The sequence below is a fragment of the Paenibacillus sp. Marseille-P2973 genome, from assembly GCF_018101095.1.
In the GTDB taxonomy this organism is placed as follows: domain Bacteria; phylum Bacillota; class Bacilli; order Paenibacillales; family Paenibacillaceae; genus Fontibacillus; species Fontibacillus vini.
The window spans coordinates 35065-54772 of sequence record NZ_JAGQEH010000003.1 but is presented as its reverse complement, the minus strand read 5'-3'; the positions used below and the strand labels follow the sequence as shown (position 1 = coordinate 54772).

Here is a 19708-nt window from a genome sequence, read left to right as displayed (position 1 = left end):
CGGAATCCGTGCGCTCTTTTTCAAAATGAAAAATACAGGTACAATAGATAAGATTAATAAAAATTTAAAGAATGCTGTACTCACATTAGAAAGGAAAACATCAATCTATGATCATTAAACCACGGACACGCGGCTTTATTTGTACGACGTCGCATCCGGCAGGATGCGAGCGCCAGGTAGAGCAGCAAATTGATTACGTCAAAAACCAAACGGCCATTCAGGGGCCGAAAAATGTGCTTGTCATCGGAGCTTCGACGGGATATGGCCTTGCTTCCCGCATTGTTGCCGCTTTTGGAGCGCAGGCCAACACAGTGGGCGTCTACCGTCCAAGCGCCGCCAGCGCAACCCGGACTGCCTCGGCAGGCTGGTACAATTCCGCTGCATTCGAAAAGGCCGCTCAGGCGGCCGGACTTAAGTCCTTCAGCGTGACGGGAGACGCCTTCTCTGAAGAGACTAAGGCGAAAACTGCCGAATTAATCCGAAGCGAGCTGGGCCAAGTTGATATGGTCGTATACAGCGTGGCTACCGCTCGCCGGACCGACCCGGTTACCGGGCAGCCTCGCACCTCCGTGCTGAAACCGATCGGCAAACCGTATACGAATAAAACGGTGAACTTCCATACCGGAGAAATCAGCGATATTACTCTTGAACCCGCCACAGAGCAAGAAATCGAGGATACGGTATTTGTGATGGGAGGCGAGGATTGGCAGGAATGGATCAACGTTCTGGAAAATGCCGGAGCGCTGGCCCCGAATGCTGTCACCGTCGCTTACTCTTACATCGGATCGCAAATTACGATGCCGATCTACCGGGAAGGCACGATCGGCCGGGCGAAGGATCATTTGGAGGAAACCGCCCGGAAGCTGGACGAACGGCTCTCAGCGAACGGCGGCGGGCATGCCTATGTCGTCGTGAGCAAGGCGCTCGTTACGCAATCCAGCTCGGCGATTCCCATCGTTCCGCTGTATATGTCAGCGCTGTACAAAACGATGAAAGAAAAAGGGATTCACGAAGGGACCATCGAGCAGATGTACCGGTTATTCTCCAACAGACTGTACGGGCCGCAAGCCGTTCCAGTCGATGAGGAAGGCCGAATTCGTCTTGATGATTGGGAGATGCGCGAGGACGTGCAAGCGGAAGTCACAAAGCTCTGGGATAACCTGACGACGGACAATATTTATGATCTGTCCGATCTCGAAGGCTTCCGTCGCGAGTTCTTCCAGCTTTTCGGCTTTGAAGTCGATGGCGTGGACTATGAAGCGGACACCGATCCGATTGTTGAAGTAGTCAATCAAAAATAAACCGCACATGCAAAAAAACGGTTGGACAAAGGGAAATCCCCTCTGTTCCAGCCGTTATTTTTTATCAAAGTCGTATGACTATTTTTGGACCCTCGTTCTAAATACAATACTACAACGGAAAGTATAAGTCTATACTTTTTCCAAGTTGCTTCTATACTTAGAGATATTCTTAACGAGGAGGCAGCTATTATGTTAAATCACACCGAGGCGGCGGAAAAACAGTATTTACAGAGAATTACCGGCCTGCTGCACCAAACCATAAGCCGATTGGCCGGAAATCTCACCGATACCTATCGGGAGATCATCGAAGCCAAGAAATATGTATGGCACAATATCAGCCAATTGGATCCTGCGGAAAGAGCAGCCAATGTGATCGACATCGGTCTTTCCATCAATGCAGGCGAGAAATCCAAAGACAAGCTCAGGAAGCTATACAAGCTGGAGCAATCTCCTTATTTCGGAAGGGTGGACTTTAAAAGGAACACCGAAGGCGAATCCGAGCCATTCTATATCGGCATCCATTCCTTTTCGGCCGAAGATCATCAAACCAACCTGGTCTACGATTGGCGCTCCCCGGTAGCCAGCCTGTTTTACGATTACGGCACAGGTCAAGCTTCTTTTCAAGCCCCTGAAGGGAATGTGGAAGGAGAGATCACGTTAAAACGGCAATATAAAATCAAAAACGGATCGCTTGAATACATGATCGAAACCTCCATGAACATCAATGACGACGTTTTGCAAAAGGAACTCAGCAGCACTACGGATGAAAAAATGAAAAATATCGTGGCGACGATTCAACAAGAACAAAATGCCATCATTCGCAATGAAAGCTCGCATGAGCTCATTATCCAGGGCGTGGCCGGTTCAGGAAAAACTTCAGTGGCTTTGCACAGAATCGCTTTTTTACTCTACAAATACAAAGGAACAATCACTTCGAAAAATGTGTTGATCCTTTCGCCCAACAAGGTGTTCGCGGATTATATATCCAATGTGCTTCCCGAACTGGGTGAAGAGAATATGCTGGAGTCCGGGTTTGAAGATCTAGCTGCCGGAGAGCTTGCAGGTATTTGTGCTTTTCAAACCTTTTATGAACAGGTTACGGAGTTGACCGAGCACGATGATCCCAGGTTCAGAGAAAGAATTGCTTATAAAGCCACTTCCCGCCTTGTCGGTGAAATGAACTCGTTTATCGAATATGCGGATGAAGCCTTCTTTACTCCCAATGACATTACCGTCGGAAAGTTCACAATACGCCAAGAGGAACTAAGGAACGGTTATGCATCACAATTTAGAATGCCGGTTAAACTTCGATTAGAAAAGCTCGCCGGTCAGCTCATAGCTAACTGCCGAAGTCAAGACGGCGAAAAACCCGACCCTTCCACCACCAAAAAGCTTAAAGCCGCCATCAAAAAATTGTACAAGCATTCCAATCTACTCTCACTTTACAAGGGATTTTACGATCATCTGGGAATGCCGGAGCTCTTTAAATACTCGCAATCCAAGACAAGGACCGTAGAATATTCCGATGTATTTCCTCTAATTTATTTAAAACATTACTACGAAGGATTATCCCCATTTGAGTTTGTGAAGCATATTCTAGTCGATGAAATGCAGGACTATACACCGATCCAATATGCCGTTCTGTCCTTGCTGTTTACCTGCAAAAAAACGATCTTGGGCGATAGCAGCCAATCCGTGAACCCTTACTCCTCTTCCTCGCTTGAGGAAATAAGCAAAATGTTCCCGGGTGCGGAAACCGTGGAATTGACCAAGAGCTACCGGTCCACCTTAGAAATCAACAGCTTTGCCGGTAAAATCAAAGTCAATCCTTCGCTGGTCCCCGTTGAGCGGCACGGCGAGGAACCCCGCGTCCTGAAATGCGATGACGCCGAGGAAGAATGGCGGAGAATCGCGGAATTGTTGAATGACTTTGTATCTTCGGGTCATCATTCCTTGGGGATTATCGTCAAAACCCGGCGGCAGGCCGAGGAGATGTATCAGCATTTGAAATTGTCGCTGCCTTCGCTTCCGGTCCATCGGCTTGATTTCAACAGTGTACAGTTTCAAGAAGGTGTCGTGGTCACTACGGCTCATTTGGCCAAAGGACTGGAATTCGACCGGGTTCTCATTCCTGGAGCGGATGCAGCAAATTATAGCCAAGATCTGGATCAAAGCCTGCTGTACATCGCCTGTACTCGTGCCATGCATCAATTGGCCCTGACTTATACGGGGAAACCTTCCCCTTTTTTGCCTTGAACCGCTGTTAAACAAAAACAAGCCGCTGCGATCTGATTACAGATCGTCAGCGGCATTGTGCTTTAGCGAAGTCTCTTTCCAAATTGTCCCTTCATCTCGGCATAATGCGCTGCCACCTCCGCGCTGACCCGAACCAGTCGTTCAACCAGGGATAATGGTTCGAGAATCGTCAGTGCTTTGCCGTAAGGCAATAAAAAATACGGCACGTAGGATACCAAAGCGGCTTGTCCAATCCGGAACAGCGCCTCCTCCGGTTCACGGGAGATCAGCGCGTGTCCGAACAACCAGTGGCGGCCAAGCTCATTCAAGGCCTGTTCGGGCCCGGCAATCCGCACATTGACCATCGTCTCTCCATCAAGTGAGCCGGGAAGCAGGCTCTCCAGCAGGTGGGCCTTGGCGGAAAAGCCGCCAGGCCTGTCAAACCTTTGCTCCGTCGGCCCCAGTTTCACGATCCTGTCGGCCCGAAAGCTCCGTATCGTTTGCCGCAGCCGGCAGTATCCAACCGTATACCAGCAGCCTTTCCAATGGACAATACCATAGGGATCGAAATCTCTTGAAACCGGCGGCTCGCTCCGGCCTTTATCATAAACCATTTCAAGAGTCATTCCCTGGGCCGCCGCTTCCTCAAGCTGTTGAAGAAAGGATCGTTCCCGCTCCTCCAAAGGCGGATAAATCACCGACACCCCTTGGTCATGGAGCTCCAGCCGAAGAAGCTGCTCATCATTCGTATAAAGCTTCAATTTGTCGATCGCCCGCTCCAGGCTTTCCGAATGGGGATAGCCCGCCTCCCTGGCAAAGGTCGATGCATGGACCAAGGCTTTTTGTTCCTCCTGATCAAACAGTAAGGGGGATTCAGCAAACCGCCCTAATATGCGGTATCCGCCGCCCGGGCCCGAATCCGCTATAATCGGGGCACCGCTTGCGCACAATGAATCTATGCAACGGTATACTGTTCGAATATGAATTTCCAGCTTGTCTGCCAGCTCCCCAGCGGTCAGTTTCCTCCCGGAGCGGAGCAGCCACAGAATGGACAGCATCTGGTCGGATTTGGACATGTCGGATTCCTTTCGGTTGTTTCCGGGAACCGCAAGCCAATCCCCGTTATTTTATTCTATTGTAACTTGTTTACTTGAGCGGTTCCATTCCTGCTTCAATCCAGGAATCATAAGTTTGTCCGTATACTTCCGGAATACGAAGTCCCGCTTGTCTCATAAGAACCGTCATCTGTCCCCGATGATGGGCCTGGTGCATTAGCGTAAACCGTAAAGTTACCCCGTTCGCCCAACTTTCTCCCATCATATCTACGGTTTCCAGCAGACTATCGTCGCTCCACTGCGTCTTCACCGCTTCAAGGAGTGCCCGGCTGATCCTGCCGTATTCCTCCGCAATCACTGCCGCCGAAGCAGGAACTTCCTTTCCGCCCGCCGGTCCGTCAAAAACCAGACCGCATCCTGTCATATAGTGCGGAGAAAGAACCAGATGCCAGGCGATATCCCCAAGTGTCCTCCGGCCGGGAATCACTTCCCTGGACAGCGAATCGTCCGTGAGCGCCCCCATTACCTTTTCCGTTAGCTTAAGCTCCTCTTCCCATTCCTTTGCAAAGTCATTGATTTTCACGAACATCATCATTCCTCCATTAGTTAAGGGATCTTTTACAAACCGAGTATATAAAAAAATCACTGACAGATTCGGTCAGTGATTTTTAAAGTAATTAAAATATTGAAGCTGTACTCCGGTAGTTACCCTACTGAAGCACAGCTCCACTCAATCAATATATTGTTCTAAAGCAGATGTTTATATCATATCTATTATTTCAACAACCAGAGGGCTGGCACATTGGAAGGTTCCCAGCCTGTCAGCGAGGTATGGCTCTGGCGGCATTCATAGGTGTTTCCGTTGTAGCTTACGAGCGTCCCGGCGGTGTAAGCTACATTCGGCGCCCAAGGCTGCGCGGCAGGTGGTGCTGCCGTCGTGGCGCTCACGGAATTGCTGGCCGCCGATTCGTTTCCGGCTGCGTCTATGGCACGAACCGTAAAGGTGTACGACGTGCTGGCACTCAGGCCGGAAACGGTGTATTCGGTCGTCGTACCGGATACGGTTCCAGCAAGCGTTGTGCCGCGGTAGATTTTATAACCGGTTACCCCAACGTTGTCAGTGGATGGATTCCACATGAGCGTAACGCTGGAAGAAGTGGGAGTGCCCATGACATGCAGATTGCCTGGAGCAGTAGGCGCCTGCGTATCATTTACAACCTGGCTTGTCGTAACGTTCACGGTATTGCTGGCAGCGGACAAATTGCCCGCAGCATCCACTGCCTTCACCTGGAAGGAGTAAGCCGTATTTGCCGTCAAACCGGTTACATTATAGTTCAAAGTCGATCCAGAGACCGCTGCAATTTGATTAGTTCCATTGTAAATACGATAACCCGTCACCCCCACGTTGTCCGAGGAGGCATTCCAGGATAAATTAACGCTGGTTGAAGTAACTCCGGAGAATGCGAGGGAAGATGGAGCAGTTGGCGCTTGCGTATCCACCGGATTGCTTCCGCCAAAATTAACATCGATTACATTGTAGAAAGCATTGGCCGTGTCTGCGATTTCCCAAACCGCCAGAATGACATGATAACCGGTACGAACCGGTACATTACAAGTATCGGAGTACGTAAACGGAGGCCGTACGCCGCCGTAATCCACGGAGCAGAACGGTGTCAGATCAAAAGAATCCCGAGTCAACGGGGCATCCGGGTTCCAATTGGGTTTGGTAATATAATATTTCCAGCTAGACGTTGCATGGGCCGCGGTCAACGTCCAGTGGAACGTATTCGTCCCCGAAGACATATTGACTTTGGTCCAGCGGTTAGCCGATTGCTCATCCAGTTTCGGGAAGATGCCGCCCGCACTGGCGATTTTGCCGTCAGCTGGTCCTGCAGCAGGGAATCCCTTCGGCGCTTCTAAGCTATGAGGTTCATAGACTACCGCACCGCAGTCCGTATTCTGACCAAGTTTGCAGAGATAACCCCGGCTACCCGGTGAATCTATATATCCGTGAGCAGAAGCTTTTTCAGCTAACAGGAACATACAAAAAACAGCAATCAACATAATCCCGAAAGAAGTAAGCGCCTTCAATAACAAAGAATTCGATAAACGAATAGAAGTCATTATCAAATACCTCCTTATGATTTTGGACATGTCATATCATTTTAAAGCGCTGTATAGTTATAATTTCCTGTCGCTCTTGACGACCAAACGCCTTCCCCCTCCCGTCTCTGAATTAGCCGTTATGAAGAAATCTCAGGCAAACTCGATGGCCGCGCACTCCCTTCTAAGCAAATTTATATAAACCTTGATAGGTTTATATACAACATGACAAAGATACCGTGGATGATTGCTGGAAATAGGGTAAGAAAATAGAGAAGAAGCTGAATCGGAAGCAAATAGACAAAACCGAAGATTCTATAAAAAGAGGAAGAAAAAAGTAAATATTGTATTCTTGTCCAATTATAACGCTAGTTATGAACTTTGTGTGAACTATCGTTGAAAAACGGTGATTTTTAACAAAAATTGTAGTTATTTATAATTTTTCTCGCTTTAACTTATTTATATTTGTCTCACAAATGTAAAAAAAGCCCCGAACTGAGTCCGAAGCATTGGGTAGAAAGATATTTTAATCGTCGTTCACTAGATCTCAAACAGCCTCCGGATGTCCTCGATTCGCCCGTTCGCCAATTCGTAGCCCTGTTGACAGGTCTCCCTCAGTTTGCCGATATCCTTTTCGAAGCTGTCTAAAGGTGTCTCGGGACGAAGAATAATCGCCCGCCCCTCTCGTTCAAGCTGTTCACAAAACGCCACCGTTTCATTGTAGCGCTCATGCCTCGTAAGCAGTACTTCCTCCAGGTTCGGATACTTGCGGCGAAGAAGACGCGCCACGTGCGTATTTCGTTTGCTGAACGATTTTCTGTACCCCTTAGGTTGCGTCAACACAATCAAATGCTTATCATTTCCGTCTGCGATGGCCTTGCGGATGGGTATAGGGTCGCTCAACCCGCCGTCATAATACTTTTGACCATTCAGCTCGATCGCCGGAAATACAAGCGGTATGGCACAAGTGGCCCTAAGCATAGTCCATCGCTCGTCCGCTTCCATTCCATCCATATATTCCGCCATTCCCGTATGTGCATTCGTAACACCGACCAGAAGTCTGCCTGTATAATTACGATAGGTTAATGTATCAAACGGAATCAGCTTGGCCGGAATTTCTCCGAATACAAAATCAAGTCCGAACAAGCTGCGGCTCTTCAAAAAGTTTCGATAACCTATGTACCTGCGATCATGACGATACTTCTCCATAATTTCAAGATTTCTCCGCTTTTGCTTCGAAATATAGGAAATCCCGTTGCTGATTCCGGCGGACACTCCGATACAGTACGGGAACATTAGATCATGATCCAGAAGTGCATCCATGACCCCGGCACTGAAAATAGGACGGAGGGTTCCCCCTTCCAATACTAAACTAGGCACTTAAATCCTCCTTATTGCGCAAATGCTGAAAAGCGACTTTTTGAACTCACACTTAAATTAAAATCATCTTACTAAATCATAGTCCAAGGAGATAAATATGTAAATAACTGCTATAATCCCGATAAATTAGAAAGAACCCTGCCGCGGCAGAGTCCTTGGGTTCATGTTGAACTCAGATCGTATTTACACGAAGGTTCTAGATACAATAACCAAAAGGATGAACAATACCAAAATAACGCCGGTAGAAGTCCAGATTCCGCCTACGTATCCACCCTGATTTCCGTTATCGCAGCCCGACATGGCTTTCCCTCCCTTTTTTAATATACGGTATCATATTATGTTCTCCGGACTGAGGAAACGGCATATGCATAGTTCCAATAAAAATAATGCCGCTTAGCAGAGGTACCTTACTTCTTCACGCGCCTATATTTTAAAAGTAGCCTATTCAAGTCACATCCGGCCCGCATATCATAAATAAAGACGATTTGAAGCAGGTGGTACGTTTGCCCAACAGAGGAAGACCGTTAAATAAAAATAGAAACAAGAACCGCGGCAACAGCAGCAGCAATATCATCAGTGACGAAATTACTTCGGATGATTTGGCGATTATCGGGGCAGGATTGGCTGTCCTGGGAGATCTGTTTGCTTTTTTATCACTGATCAAGGTTCAACAAGAAGAAAAAGATGCGGCAGCCGGAAAAGAGAAATAAAAAAGCGTGGGGACTCTCATCCCGACGCTTTTTCTATCCGAGCTCCTTTTTCGGGCCGGCATGCTTTAGCCGCCATTTTTTCCATCTGCGCCATCTCAAGTACAGGAGTCCGATCAGAAGCACTCCCAACCCGCTGAAGAAATAAACCAGGTACTTCTCCACCAACAGGATGACATGCTGCCATTGCTCTCCAAATATGTAGCCGATACCGACAAAGACGACAACCCATAGGGCCGCTCCCGGATATGCATACAGCGCAAAAGTACGGAAAGGCACCTGAATGATGCCGACGAAATAGCCAAAGAACTGTCTGACCCCCGGAATAAAGAAGCTGATCAGCAGCATCCTGTTCCCGTATTTGTCATAGGTCTTCCTCGTTTTCTCAAGATGGGAAGGCTTCAGGAAAAACCACTTGCCGTAACGCTGAACCAGCGGCGCCCCTACATGATGTCCAATGAGGTAGGTAATAGTAATGCCGATCACGGAGCCCGCGAACGCGACTAATATTGCGGGAAATAAAGAAAGAACCCCTTTATAGGCCAGATATCCCGTATATGTTAAGGTAGTCTGCCCCGGAGGCAGGGGCAATGCAATAAAATCCACAGGAAGTCCAAGCAGTAATACGAAGTATCCGTATTCCCGGAACATCCCTTCAATCCATTCCAGCAGGTTCATATTTAGGTTGTCTCCTCTTTCTCTGTTCCAAAGGCCCTTTCCGGAACACGCCGCCTGATCGTTCGTTATTAGTATGAACGGCGAAGCGATAATTCAAAATAGACTCCGGTCGTAATCTTTCCCGGACTTTAGTCCGAATTGGACAACCTGTCCTTCATTTGCTCTTCCATCGCTGAGATCAATTCTTTTTCCTTCTCCAGCATGTTCTGCGTATAAAAATACAATTCAGGCGAATACATCAAGTATTTGCTGTCCCCGACCGAAAGAGACAATTTTTCCAGCCGGCTCATCCGGTCCTGTATCATCTGCATACGGTATTCAAACAATCTGGTGCGGGTTTGCTCATTCAGAAGATTGTAATATGCCAGGCGGATACTCCATTCATCATCCACTTCGATCATTTCCGGCGTAAAGCAGTTAATTTTATCGTAAAAGTCCTTGCGGCCTTTTTCGGTAATGGCATAGACATGCCGGTTCGGTCTGCCTTCCTGTTCTTCCATCGTTTTGCTGACCATACCCTGCTCTTCAAACCGCCTTAATTTCGGGTAAAGCGAATTGTTATTGATGATTTTTTTATTATTCATGACAAATACGATATTTTTCTTAATCTCATAACCATGCTTAGGCCCCTGCATTAACTGGGCCAATATCAATAACTCGATTTCCATGCAAATCCTCCGAACCCTCGAATCAATTACATCGTTTCATATCCCTTTATTTTACTCTATTCGCCATAACGTGCCAATCACTTGTTTATAGGAGGATTTTCACATTGGTTGTGATACTTTTCACATATTTGTCTTCTACTCCATTTTATAATTAGGTTAAATTAACCTATGTTATATCATTCTTAATCTCGAGAGGAAGATGCAGCATGGCATTTCCAAATTTGTTCAGTCCGCATAAGATCGGAAGTATGGAGTTGAAGAACCGCATTATTCTGCCTGCCATGGGTACCAAAATGAATGAACCCGGCGGCTTCGTAAGCCAGCGGCTGATCGATTACCATGTGGCCCGCGCCAAAGGCGGATGCGGCTTGAACACCGTAGAAGTTACCACCGTGCATCCGACGGCTTTCACTGAAGATTCGCCAGCGCTGTTTGACGATAAATTTATCCCTGGCATGAAAAAATTGGCCGATAGTATCCGCGAAGCCGGCGGTAAGAGCTGTCTGCAACTATGGCATGGTGGAAAAGTCGCCTACAATCCGAACCAGGTCTCCTCATCTCCGATCGCGTTCGAGGGCGTTGCCATCGTGCCGAGAGAACTCGAAACTGCGGAAATCCCGGAAATGGTTCAAGCCTATGCGGAAACGGCGGCCCGTGCCAAGCAAGCGGGGTTTGACAGCGTGGAATTCCATGCCGGACACGGATATTTGCCTCAGCAATTTTTGAGCCCTGCCATGAATTTCAGGCAGGATGAATACGGCGGCTCCTGGGAGAACCGTACCCGATTCCCGCTGGAATGTATTCGAGCCATTCGCCGGGCGGTCGGCCCGGACTTTCCGATTCTGATGCGCATCTCCGCTATTGAGGATTTGCCGGGCGGACTGACACTAGAAGATATGAAGGCATTTTCTGTGCTCGCAGAGCAGGCCGGGATCGACGCGATTAACGTGTCGCGCGGAGTTCCTTCCGGGGCCGCGATCAAATATGAAGTGCCTCCGATCGATCTGCCGGTAGGCTTTAACGTTGATAATGCAACCCAGATCAAATCGGTGGTCGGCATTCCCGTCATTGCCGTAGGCCGCATCAACGATCCTGCGGTCGCCGACCGGATCATCGCCGCAGGGCTGGCCGACTTTGTCGCTATCGGCCGGGCTCAGCTTGCCGACCCGGAATTCTGCGCGAAGTCGGAAAGCGGCCGCGAAGCCGAGATCATCAAATGCGTCGGCTGCGACCAGGGCTGCTTCGACGGGTTCGTCAACCCGAACGTGCCGTTTATCAGCTGCATGTTCAACCCCGCCACCGGCCGGGAAAGCGAATATGAGCTTGTACCAGCCGAGCGGCCGAAACGGGTCCTCATCGCCGGAGGAGGACCGGCCGGGCTGGAAGCGGCCGTAACATTGAAGCGGCGCGGACATGAGCCGATCCTTTGCGAGAAGAGCCATATGCTCGGCGGACAGCTGTATATCGCCGGCGCGGCTCCGCGCAAAGAAGAGATGGCCAGTGCGGCGCTCGGCATGGGCGAGGCTGCGAAGCGGGCTGGCGTGGAGATTCGCCTGGACACGGAGGTCACGCCGGAATTGATCCGGGAGATTCAACCGGATGAAGTGATCCTCGCCATCGGCTCAACACCGGTCATACCTCCTGTGAAAGGTGTGGACCGCGGACATGTCGTAGGCTCGCATGATGTCCTTTGGGGCACGGTACGCCCGGTAGGCAACATCGTCATCATCGGCGGCGGCCTCGTCGGCCTTGAAGTCGCCGAGCTGCTCGTCGAGCGCGGCCAGAAGGTGACCGTGGTTGAAATGCAAAACGAGGTGGCCGCGGATCTTGGACTGCTTCGCAAAATATGCGTGATGGAAAGTCTTTACGGCCACGGTGTACAGCTTATGACGAACACCAAGTGCCTCGCTATTGAATCGGACCGCGTCGTCGTCCTCCAAGGCGAAGAGGAAGTATCCATCCCTGCCGATTACGTCGTTCTCGCCGCCGGCTCCCGGGCCCTGGACAAACAAAAGCTTACCGATTGTCTTGAGGAATGCAGCATCCCTTACCATGTCATCGGCGACGCCAAACAGGCCCGCCGTGCCCTCAACGCGGTTTGGGAAGGCGCCAAAGTGGCACGATCCATCTAACACTAACACCATCCGAACATACAACAACCCGGCAGGCACTGAGCCAGCCGGGTTGTTTTTTTTATCCTTTTTCGTATCAGCCGAAACGTCCGGAAATATAATCATCCGTCCGTTTATCCGACGGGTTCGTGAAAATATTGCTCGTATCATCGTATTCAACCACTTCGCCCATCAGGAAAAACGCCGTCTTCTCCGATACGCGGGCCGCTTGATGCATATTGTGGGTCACGATAATGATGCTATAATCGCGCTTGAGCTCCGCGATCAGCTCTTCGATCTTTGCGCTCGAGATCGGGTCCAGGGCGGACGCCGGCTCATCCATCAAGATGATGCTCGGACTGACCGCAATCGATCTCGCAATGCAAAGACGCTGCTGCTGGCCGCCTGACAGGGAGAGCGCCGAACGGTTCAGCCTGTCTTTCGTCTCTTCCCACAAAGCAGCCTTCGTTAGCGATTCCTCCACGATCTGATCCAGCTTCTTCTTATCGCGGATACCATGGTAACGCGGACCAAAGGCAATATTCTCATAAATGGACTTATGAAACGGGTTCGGCCGTTGCCAAACCATCCCTATTTTTTGCCGTAGCAGAACCACATCGGTCTTGGGATCGTTGATATTTTCATTTCCGATCCAGATTTCCCCGGTGATCCGGGCGCCTCCGATCAAATCATTCATCCGGTTCAAGCTGCGCAAAAAGGTCGATTTCCCGCAGCCTGACGGGCCGATCAAAGCCGTTACCTGTCTGGATGCAAAGTCGAGAGAGATTCCTTTGACCGCTTGCTTTTCCCCATAGAACACGCTCAAATCCTTGGTGGACAATTCTATATTTTGCATGGGAGTCCTCCTATTTCGTAGCCGTAAATTTCTTGTGCAACAGGCGACCGATCCATCGTGCCAACAGGTTGAACAGCAGCACCATAAGAATCAGCACTGCGGAAGCTCCTGCGGCAATCTCCGGCGCATCCGGCGCAAGTCCCTCGGAATTGATCTTCCAGATGTGGACGGCCAGCGTCTCCGCAGGACGGAACGGGTTCAGCGGCGACATCGGGCTGAGCGGATTCCAATCCGAAAAGTCCAGACGCGGACTGCTCATACCTGCCGTAAACAGCAGGGCTGCGGCTTCACCGAACACGCGGCCGGCGGCCAGAATCGTACCGGTCAGAATAATCGGCAGAGCGATAGGAAGCATAATGGATTTGATCGTTTTCCATTTGGACAAGCCCAGCGCCAGACTGGCTTCTTTTTGGGCCTGGGGAACGCTTTGCATGCCCTGCTCCGTAATCCGTACCATAAGCGGCAGGTTAAATACTGTCAACGCGAGCGCGCCTGAGAACAGCGAGAACCCAAAGCCGAACACATTGACAAAGACAAGCAAACCGAACAAACCAACCACGATCGACGGAAAAGAGGACAGCACCTCAACGATCAGACGTATAAAATCCGTTACTTTTCCCGGCTTGGCGTATTCGCTCATATAAATGCCCGCACCTAACCCGAGCGGAACCGTGATAAGCATCGTCAATACTAACAAGAACAAAGAGTTGAATAATTGCGGTCCGATCCCCCCGCCCTTCTTGATCGTTTCGGGAGGCGAGGTCAGGAAGTCAAAACTGATGTGTCCAATACCGCGCACGAGAATAAATCCGAGCAAACCGGCCATGATCAGAACGATGATGCCAGCAAAAAATATAATGACTGCGGTAGCGATTTTATCGGCGGTTTTTGCGCTCATCGATTTGCTCTCCTTTCAAGAAACCGGACAATGAAGACGAAGACGAAGGTCATTAACATAAGAATTAAAGCCAGTGTCCAGAGGACGTTATTTTGAACCGAGCCCATAACCGTATTCCCCATGCTGAGCGTAATCGCGCTTGTTAGCGTCGACGCAGACTCAAACAGGGATTTTGGAATATGCGGTGCATTCCCGATAACCATCTGTACGGCAAGAGCTTCCCCAAACGCTCTAGCCATCCCCAGCACCACCCCGGTCATTAAAGCCGGCAATGTAGTTGGAATGACCGTACGTGCAAGAGTTTGCCAGCGTGTAGCACCAAGCGCATAAGAGCCCTCTTTTAGCCCCGGTGGAAGCGCGGCTAGAGCATCCGTAGCAATGGATGTCATGGTCGGAAGAATCATAATCGACAATACGCTGGCCCCGGCAGCGATCCCTAGACCTTGTCCGGGAAAAATGTCCCTATAAAACGGTACGATAACGCTGAGTCCAACAAACCCGTAGACAACGGACGGAATACCCGCCAGCAGCTCAATCGCCGGCTGAAGATATTTTCTACCGATCTTCGGCATAATTTCCACCATGAACAAGGCGGCGCAAATGCTGAGCGGGGCGGCGATGATCGCCGCCAAAATCGACGTACTGAATGAACCTATAATAAACGGCAGCGCACCGAATAACGGCGGCTCCCCTTCCGGTTTCCACTTGGTACCTCCGAAAATTTCTCCTAACGAGATTCCATTTTTAATAAAGGAACTAAAACCTTTGGTAGCGACAAAATAGACTAAGGAAAAAATAGTCACCACCAATAGCACGATGCATAAGGAGGTAAATACTTTACCAGTCCACTCTTCAATAATATGCTGTTTTAGTTTGCGTTTTTCTCTGGACTGAGCCATGAGACCTCTCCTTTTTTACAGCACAGAAAGAGGCAGATGGTTCCGCCTCTTGTCCTGCTGTATGATGTTCTCCGGAATTATTTCGTGATGTTACCGTCCACGTCGCGTTTAACTTGCATTTTGCTGGCCGGAATGTAACCAAGCTCAACAACATCGCCGTTTTGCACTTCCTCGGATGTCATGTAATCCAGGAATGCTTTTACAACTTCATTCGGCTCGCCTTTCGTGTACATATGCTCATAAGCCCATACCGGATAAGTACCATTCGCCACATTTTCTTCCGTTGCGTCCACGCCTTCATATTTCAATGTTTTCACGGAATCGTCCAGGTAAGAAAGAGCAAGGTAGCCGATAGCCCCAGGTGTTTCGCCTACAAGCTTCTTAACCGTACCGGAGGAATCCTCTTGGATTGCGCCCGCAAGATCTTCGGTTTTCGTTCCAAGCGCATATTTTTCAAAAGTGGCCCGGGTACCGGAACTGGATGGTCTGTTGACGATTTGGATCGCTTGATCCGGACCGCCTGCATCTTTCCAGTTCGTAATTTTGCCTGTGAAGATTTGGACCAACTGATCTTTCGTCAGATTATCGATATTTACATCCGGGTTGACTACAGCTGCCATAGCTACGACTGCGACTTGGTGGTCAACCAATTCGCCGGCCGGTCCGGCTTCAAGCTTTTCTTCTGCGAATACGTCAGAGTTACCGATATCCGCTTGTCCGCCCGATACTTGAGTCAAGCCGGTACCGCTGCCGCCGCCTTGAACTTGAATCGATACTTTCGGATTTTTGTCCATAAAGCTTTTGGAAGCCTGATCCACCAATGGTTGTAAAGCGGAAGAACCAACGGCCAGGATAGAACCGGAAAGCTCGCTCGCCTTGTCATTTCCACCGTTTGCCGAACTGTTTGTCCCCGCATTATTTCCTGTAGCAGAATTGTTCGTTTTGTTTCCTTGACCGCACGCAGCCAAAGTAAATGTTAAAATCAGTGCCATAACCAGCATCAAGCTCTTTTTCATTGTGAAGGTTTCCCCCTTGATTTGTTTGTATAACCTGATTATAAAAAGCAAGTATCAATCCCGTGTTTTCGTTTTGTAAACGCAGTGTTAAAAATAAAAAAGACGATTGCATAGGACAATGCCCTAATACAACCGTCTGTAAACTTATAATGTATTCAATTCATCATGATACGCCCGTCTTCCGCCTACGAATCCTTTGACCGGCAATCACACCTAATAAAACTCCTGCCACTCCGAATATCGAAACAGAAGATACCACTTGATACGCCTGCCATCCCAACAGAAAGGCCAGTCCGCTGCCGAAGGTCGTTCCTGCCAAAAAGCCGATGGCCGGTCCGTTCAAAGCGTCTGTTTTCACTCGTTGCCGCTCCTTCCTTGGGAATCAGGACGATCAGATCAGACTTTCTGACACTCCTATCAGAGGTCCTCTCCCGTATTTTTGGACAAAAGTCCCTTTAATTCTTTCATAAACATATTGATATCCTTAAACTGACGGTAAACCGATGCAAAGCGGACATAGGCGACTTCATCGACCGGATACAATTGCTCCATCACCAGTTCGCCGATTTCCCGGCTCTCCACCTCGGCATTAGCCGAGTGGCGCATCGACCGTTCCACCTCGGAAACGATCGTTTCCAGTTGTTCAACTGAGACCGGTCTTTTCTCGCAAGCCCGGATGAGACCGCGCAGCATCTTCTCACGGCTAAATTCTTCCCGGCTGCCGTCTTTCTTAATCACGATCAGCGGCATTTCTTCGACCATTTCAAAAGTTGTAAAACGGCGGCTGCATTTTTCGCATTCACGGCGGCGGCGAATCGACCTGTTTTCATTGGCGGGTCTGGAGTCCAGTACCTTGGTCCCTAAATAATCGCAGTAGGGGCATTTCATATGTATGCCCTCCCTTCTAAATAAGCTATAATCTCATTTTATAATAATTCCAATAAATTACTTTAAAAACACGTAATGAACTTTGCCTTCCCCGAGCATAATACTTGTACCAACCGCAAGGAGGTGAACAATCATGGCCCAAAACAACAATAGTTCTTCGAATAACCTGGTGGTTAGACAAGCTACCGGAGCCCTGGAGCAAATGAAGTATGAAGTAGCTCAAGAGCTTGGGATTAACTTCCCGCAAGACGGATATGCTGGTAACCTGACATCTTACGAAAACGGTTCGATCGGTGGTTACATTACCAAACGTCTGGTAACTTTGGCCGAGCAACAACTGGCAGGTCAATTCCAATAAACACCGATCACCGGGAAGCTTAGACAGCGTTAGCTGTCTAAGCTTCCTTTTTTGCGTCAGAAATTCTCATAAATACTGGAGTACTGATTATAATAATGGGATACCCGTTGTACGTAATGACGGGTTTCAACGAACGGAATATCTTTGGCCGTTTCCAACCGGCCGTCCCAACGTCCGCTCTTGATCCAATTTTTTACGTTTGTCGGTCCTGCATTATAGGCGGCGATAACCTCAATCATATTACCGTCGAATTGCTCGGACAACCACCTCAAATACCAGGTTCCGATCTGAATATTCGCTGCGGTTTCCTCTTTTAAGCGGTCCAGCGGCACATCTTCCATTTTCGCCTTTTCAACAATCCACTCTGCCGTATCCGGCATAATCTGCATAATTCCAAGCGCACCTTTTCTTGATTCGGCCTCCGAGTTATATTTCGACTCGACCTTGATGATCGCAGCGACCATCAAAGGATCAAGACCGTTATTCCGGGCATGATACCGGATTTCGTCTTTGTAATGAATCGGATAAAACAATGATAACCAAGCGGAATTAAAAAATAAAATCAGTATAAAGCCAAGGAGCAGCAGAAGCAGGACCCGCTTTTTTCGCAGAAACCTCATGCCGGTCCCTTTTTCCGCCAGAAGTCGTCTATTTGAAGTTCCGTCTCTTTCCTGCCGAGACTGTTATCAATCAAAATATCCGCCCTCTCTCTTTTTAATTCAATGTCCATCTGTGCCCGAAGTCTCGCTTCAGCCTCTTCACGGGTCAATCCGTCTCTGGCCATTAACCGTTCAAGCTGCAATCCGCGCGGCACATAAACAACCATAATCTCGTCGTAGAGACTTTCCAAACCGGATTCGTATAAAAGCGGAATGTCCGCAACGACCAACCTGTTTGGATCGCTGGCTTCAAGCTCCGCCATCCGTCTCTTCATTTCGCTGCGAATGGCCGGATGCGTAATGTTCTCCAGCGCTTTTCGCTGCTGCGGATCGGAGAACACGATACTCCCTAGCCGCTTCCGGTCCAGTTGTCCTCCGGGAAGCAGGACGTCTTGTCCAAAATGCTTCGCCACTTGGGCAAGGACCGGGTGACCTGGCTCCATGATCTCCCTGGCGATGACATCGGCATCAATTAATGCGGCTCCCCGCTGGACGAGCATTTGCGAAACCGTGCTTTTCCCGGTGGCGATCCCGCCGGTCAACCCGATATTCATGATTTCACTCCATTTCCGGTACTGCGGCCGGATGACGCATGGACGTTGTCGAACCGCTTTTTGACCGCATTCCCTCCTCCATGGCCGGCTTTGAGCGAACTTCCAGTGCGATCCGACGGCTGGCAGTTTGGACAATAATGCGTCCCTCTTCCGCCCACTACCGTCTTCTCGACGGGTTGTCCGCAATTGAGACATGGCTCTCCCTGCCGTCCGTAAATCCGCAGTGAATGCTGAAACATTCCCATCTCACCTTGGCCATTGACATAGGACTTGATCGAGGATCCTCCTGCATTGACCGCTTCATTCAAAGTAGCAAGTATCGCTTCGTACAGAGACTCCAGAGCTGTATCGCTTAAGGTGTTCGCAGGCTGCTCCGGATGAATCCCCGCGCGAAAGAGCGCTTCGTCTACATAAATATTCCCTAGTCCCACTACATATTCCTGGTTCAGGAGGACAGGCTTGATCTTCGATGTCCGTTTGGCAATCGCACCCCGGAAAGCCTCCTTGGTAAATCCCTCGTCCAACGGCTCCAATCCCAGTTTGGCCAACGGCTTATGGTTAAATTCCTCACCCGGAAGAAATAGATGCATCGTGCCAAACTGACGGACATCTTTATATCTGAGCTCGGTCCCGTCCGTAAAATGAAAAATGACATGCGTATGCTTCTCAACGGGTTCCTCGCTGCGGTACAGCCCGTACCGGCCCTCCATCCGCAGATGGGAGACCAGTACAAGTCCATCCATTATAATTCTTAAAAATTTGCCTCTGCGGCCGACATCAAGAATCCGATGTCCCGCCAGTTCCATTTCAAAACGCCGAATATCGTCAGGCCGCTGAATGATCCGCGGCAGCGATACCGTTACGGATTGTATCGTTTTGCCGACAATTAACCCGGTCAATGTTCGTCTGACCGTCTCTACCTCCGGTAATTCCGGCATGCCAATTTCACCTCTAATGATTGATATATCTAGATTCGATGCCGAATACGCCACACAGCAATACTTCGTGATCAAAAGCTGAGTTTTTGACCTACCTAACTTCAATGGAGGTTCAAAAAGTCGGGTTTTCAGCACCGAGAAGGTTGGATGAGGCAGGGACTGAGGAGCGGAGCGTAGGATATTCCTACGTGAGCACCGGAAGGCCCTGCTGAATTCAAGATTCGATGTCGAATACGCCACACAGCAACACTTCGTGATCAAAAGCTGACTTTTTGAACTACCTAACTTCAATGGAGGTTCAAAAAGTCGGGTTTTCAGCACCGAGAAGGTTGGATGAGGCAGGGACTGAGGAGCGGAGCGTAGGATATTCCTACGTGAGCACCGGAAGGCCCTGCTGAATTCAA

At 49.4% G+C, this 19708-nt stretch carries 21 protein-coding genes; 5 read left to right on the top strand and 16 right to left on the bottom strand.

The features are described 5' to 3' along the window. The first annotated feature begins 107 nt into the window (after positions 1–107). Positions 108–1301 carry an enoyl-ACP reductase FabV gene (gene fabV / locus KB559_RS07035; protein ID WP_211021035.1) on the top strand — a complete coding sequence of 398 codons (1194 nt, stop codon included), beginning with the start codon at positions 108–110 and terminating at the stop codon, positions 1299–1301. A gap of 189 nt (positions 1302–1490) precedes the next feature. Beyond that, positions 1491–3557, top strand: coding sequence for a HelD family protein (locus KB559_RS07030; protein WP_211021034.1), 2067 nt, complete (start codon positions 1491–1493; stop codon positions 3555–3557). 62 nt (positions 3558–3619) lie between these two features. On the opposite strand, the gene KB559_RS07025 is transcribed toward KB559_RS07030, so the two are convergent. The 5 genes from KB559_RS07025 to KB559_RS07005 all read right to left on the bottom strand — a co-directional run bounded on the left by KB559_RS07025 (position 3620) and on the right by KB559_RS07005 (position 8374). Further along, on the bottom strand, positions 3620–4612 hold the full coding sequence (locus KB559_RS07025; RefSeq protein WP_211021033.1) for a helix-turn-helix transcriptional regulator: 993 nt from the start codon (positions 4610–4612) through the stop codon (positions 3620–3622). A gap of 70 nt (positions 4613–4682) precedes the next feature. Beyond that, positions 4683–5180, bottom strand: coding sequence for a DinB family protein (locus tag KB559_RS07020; RefSeq protein WP_211021032.1), 498 nt, complete (start codon positions 5178–5180; stop codon positions 4683–4685). A gap of 185 nt (positions 5181–5365) precedes the next feature. Further along, entirely contained in the window at positions 5366–6715 is a 1350-nt protein-coding gene (locus KB559_RS07015) for a lytic polysaccharide monooxygenase (RefSeq protein WP_211021031.1), read from the bottom strand. A gap of 519 nt (positions 6716–7234) precedes the next feature. Continuing rightward, positions 7235–8074, bottom strand: coding sequence for a patatin-like phospholipase family protein (locus KB559_RS07010; protein ID WP_211021030.1), 840 nt, complete (start codon positions 8072–8074; stop codon positions 7235–7237). A 183-nt stretch (positions 8075–8257) separates the two neighbouring features. Further along, on the bottom strand, positions 8258–8374 hold the full coding sequence (locus tag KB559_RS07005) for a sporulation protein YjcZ (RefSeq protein WP_211021029.1): 117 nt from the start codon (positions 8372–8374) through the stop codon (positions 8258–8260). Between the two features lie 203 nt (positions 8375–8577). Here KB559_RS07005 and KB559_RS07000 point away from each other — a divergent pair, with 203 nt between their 5' ends. Then, positions 8578–8784 (top strand): hypothetical protein, encoded by a 207-nt coding sequence (locus KB559_RS07000; RefSeq protein WP_211021534.1) that lies wholly within the window; start codon positions 8578–8580, stop codon positions 8782–8784. Positions 8785–8817: 33 nt separating this feature from the next. Here KB559_RS07000 and KB559_RS06995 read toward each other — a convergent pair whose 3' ends face one another. Both KB559_RS06995 and KB559_RS06990 read right to left on the bottom strand, forming a co-directional pair. After that, positions 8818–9459, bottom strand: coding sequence for a DedA family protein (locus tag KB559_RS06995; RefSeq protein WP_211021028.1), 642 nt, complete (start codon positions 9457–9459; stop codon positions 8818–8820). A gap of 128 nt (positions 9460–9587) precedes the next feature. Then, positions 9588–10127, bottom strand: a complete 540-nt coding sequence (locus tag KB559_RS06990) for a PadR family transcriptional regulator (RefSeq protein WP_211021027.1) — start codon at positions 10125–10127, stop codon at positions 9588–9590. A 206-nt stretch (positions 10128–10333) separates the two neighbouring features. Between KB559_RS06990 and baiCD the strand changes: the two genes are divergently transcribed. Next, positions 10334–12259, top strand: coding sequence for a bile acid Fe-S flavoenzyme BaiCD (gene baiCD / locus KB559_RS06985; RefSeq protein ID WP_211021026.1), 1926 nt, complete (start codon positions 10334–10336; stop codon positions 12257–12259). 76 nt (positions 12260–12335) lie between these two features. Here baiCD and pstB read toward each other — a convergent pair whose 3' ends face one another. The 6 genes from pstB to nrdR all read right to left on the bottom strand — a co-directional run bounded on the left by pstB (position 12336) and on the right by nrdR (position 16795). Next, positions 12336–13094 (bottom strand): phosphate ABC transporter ATP-binding protein PstB, encoded by a 759-nt coding sequence (gene pstB / locus KB559_RS06980; RefSeq protein WP_211021025.1) that lies wholly within the window; start codon positions 13092–13094, stop codon positions 12336–12338. A gap of 10 nt (positions 13095–13104) precedes the next feature. Continuing rightward, entirely contained in the window at positions 13105–13992 is an 888-nt protein-coding gene (pstA, locus tag KB559_RS06975) for a phosphate ABC transporter permease PstA (RefSeq protein WP_211021024.1), read from the bottom strand. Then, positions 13989–14891, bottom strand: a complete 903-nt coding sequence (pstC, locus tag KB559_RS06970) for a phosphate ABC transporter permease subunit PstC (RefSeq protein WP_211021023.1) — start codon at positions 14889–14891, stop codon at positions 13989–13991. Before pstC ends, pstA begins: the two co-directional genes overlap by 4 nt. A gap of 77 nt (positions 14892–14968) precedes the next feature. Continuing rightward, positions 14969–15907: a phosphate ABC transporter substrate-binding protein gene (locus KB559_RS06965; protein WP_211021022.1), complete on the bottom strand. Its 939-nt coding sequence runs from the start codon at positions 15905–15907 to the stop codon at positions 14969–14971. 163 nt (positions 15908–16070) lie between these two features. Next, the gene (locus KB559_RS06960; RefSeq protein ID WP_211021021.1) at positions 16071–16265 is read right to left on the bottom strand and encodes a hypothetical protein; all 195 of its coding nucleotides are present in this window, start codon (positions 16263–16265) and stop codon (positions 16071–16073) included. Between the two features lie 59 nt (positions 16266–16324). Then, positions 16325–16795 (bottom strand): transcriptional regulator NrdR, encoded by a 471-nt coding sequence (gene nrdR / locus KB559_RS06955; RefSeq protein ID WP_211021020.1) that lies wholly within the window; start codon positions 16793–16795, stop codon positions 16325–16327. Positions 16796–16928: 133 nt separating this feature from the next. Between nrdR and KB559_RS06950 the strand changes: the two genes are divergently transcribed. After that, positions 16929–17153, top strand: coding sequence for an alpha/beta-type small acid-soluble spore protein (locus KB559_RS06950; protein ID WP_211021019.1), 225 nt, complete (start codon positions 16929–16931; stop codon positions 17151–17153). 56 nt (positions 17154–17209) lie between these two features. On the opposite strand, the gene KB559_RS06945 is transcribed toward KB559_RS06950, so the two are convergent. Genes KB559_RS06945 through mutM form a run of 3 tightly spaced genes read right to left on the bottom strand, consistent with a single transcriptional unit; the run spans position 17210 to position 19304 of the window. Continuing rightward, positions 17210–17773 (bottom strand): lytic transglycosylase domain-containing protein, encoded by a 564-nt coding sequence (locus KB559_RS06945; protein ID WP_211021018.1) that lies wholly within the window; start codon positions 17771–17773, stop codon positions 17210–17212. Beyond that, positions 17770–18366, bottom strand: a complete 597-nt coding sequence (coaE, locus tag KB559_RS06940; RefSeq protein WP_211021017.1) for a dephospho-CoA kinase — start codon at positions 18364–18366, stop codon at positions 17770–17772. Before coaE ends, KB559_RS06945 begins: the two co-directional genes overlap by 4 nt. Continuing rightward, complete coding sequence (mutM, locus tag KB559_RS06935) at positions 18363–19304, bottom strand: DNA-formamidopyrimidine glycosylase (protein WP_211021016.1); 942 nt, start codon at positions 19302–19304, stop codon at positions 18363–18365. Before mutM ends, coaE begins: the two co-directional genes overlap by 4 nt. Positions 19305–19708: the final 404 nt, after the last annotated feature.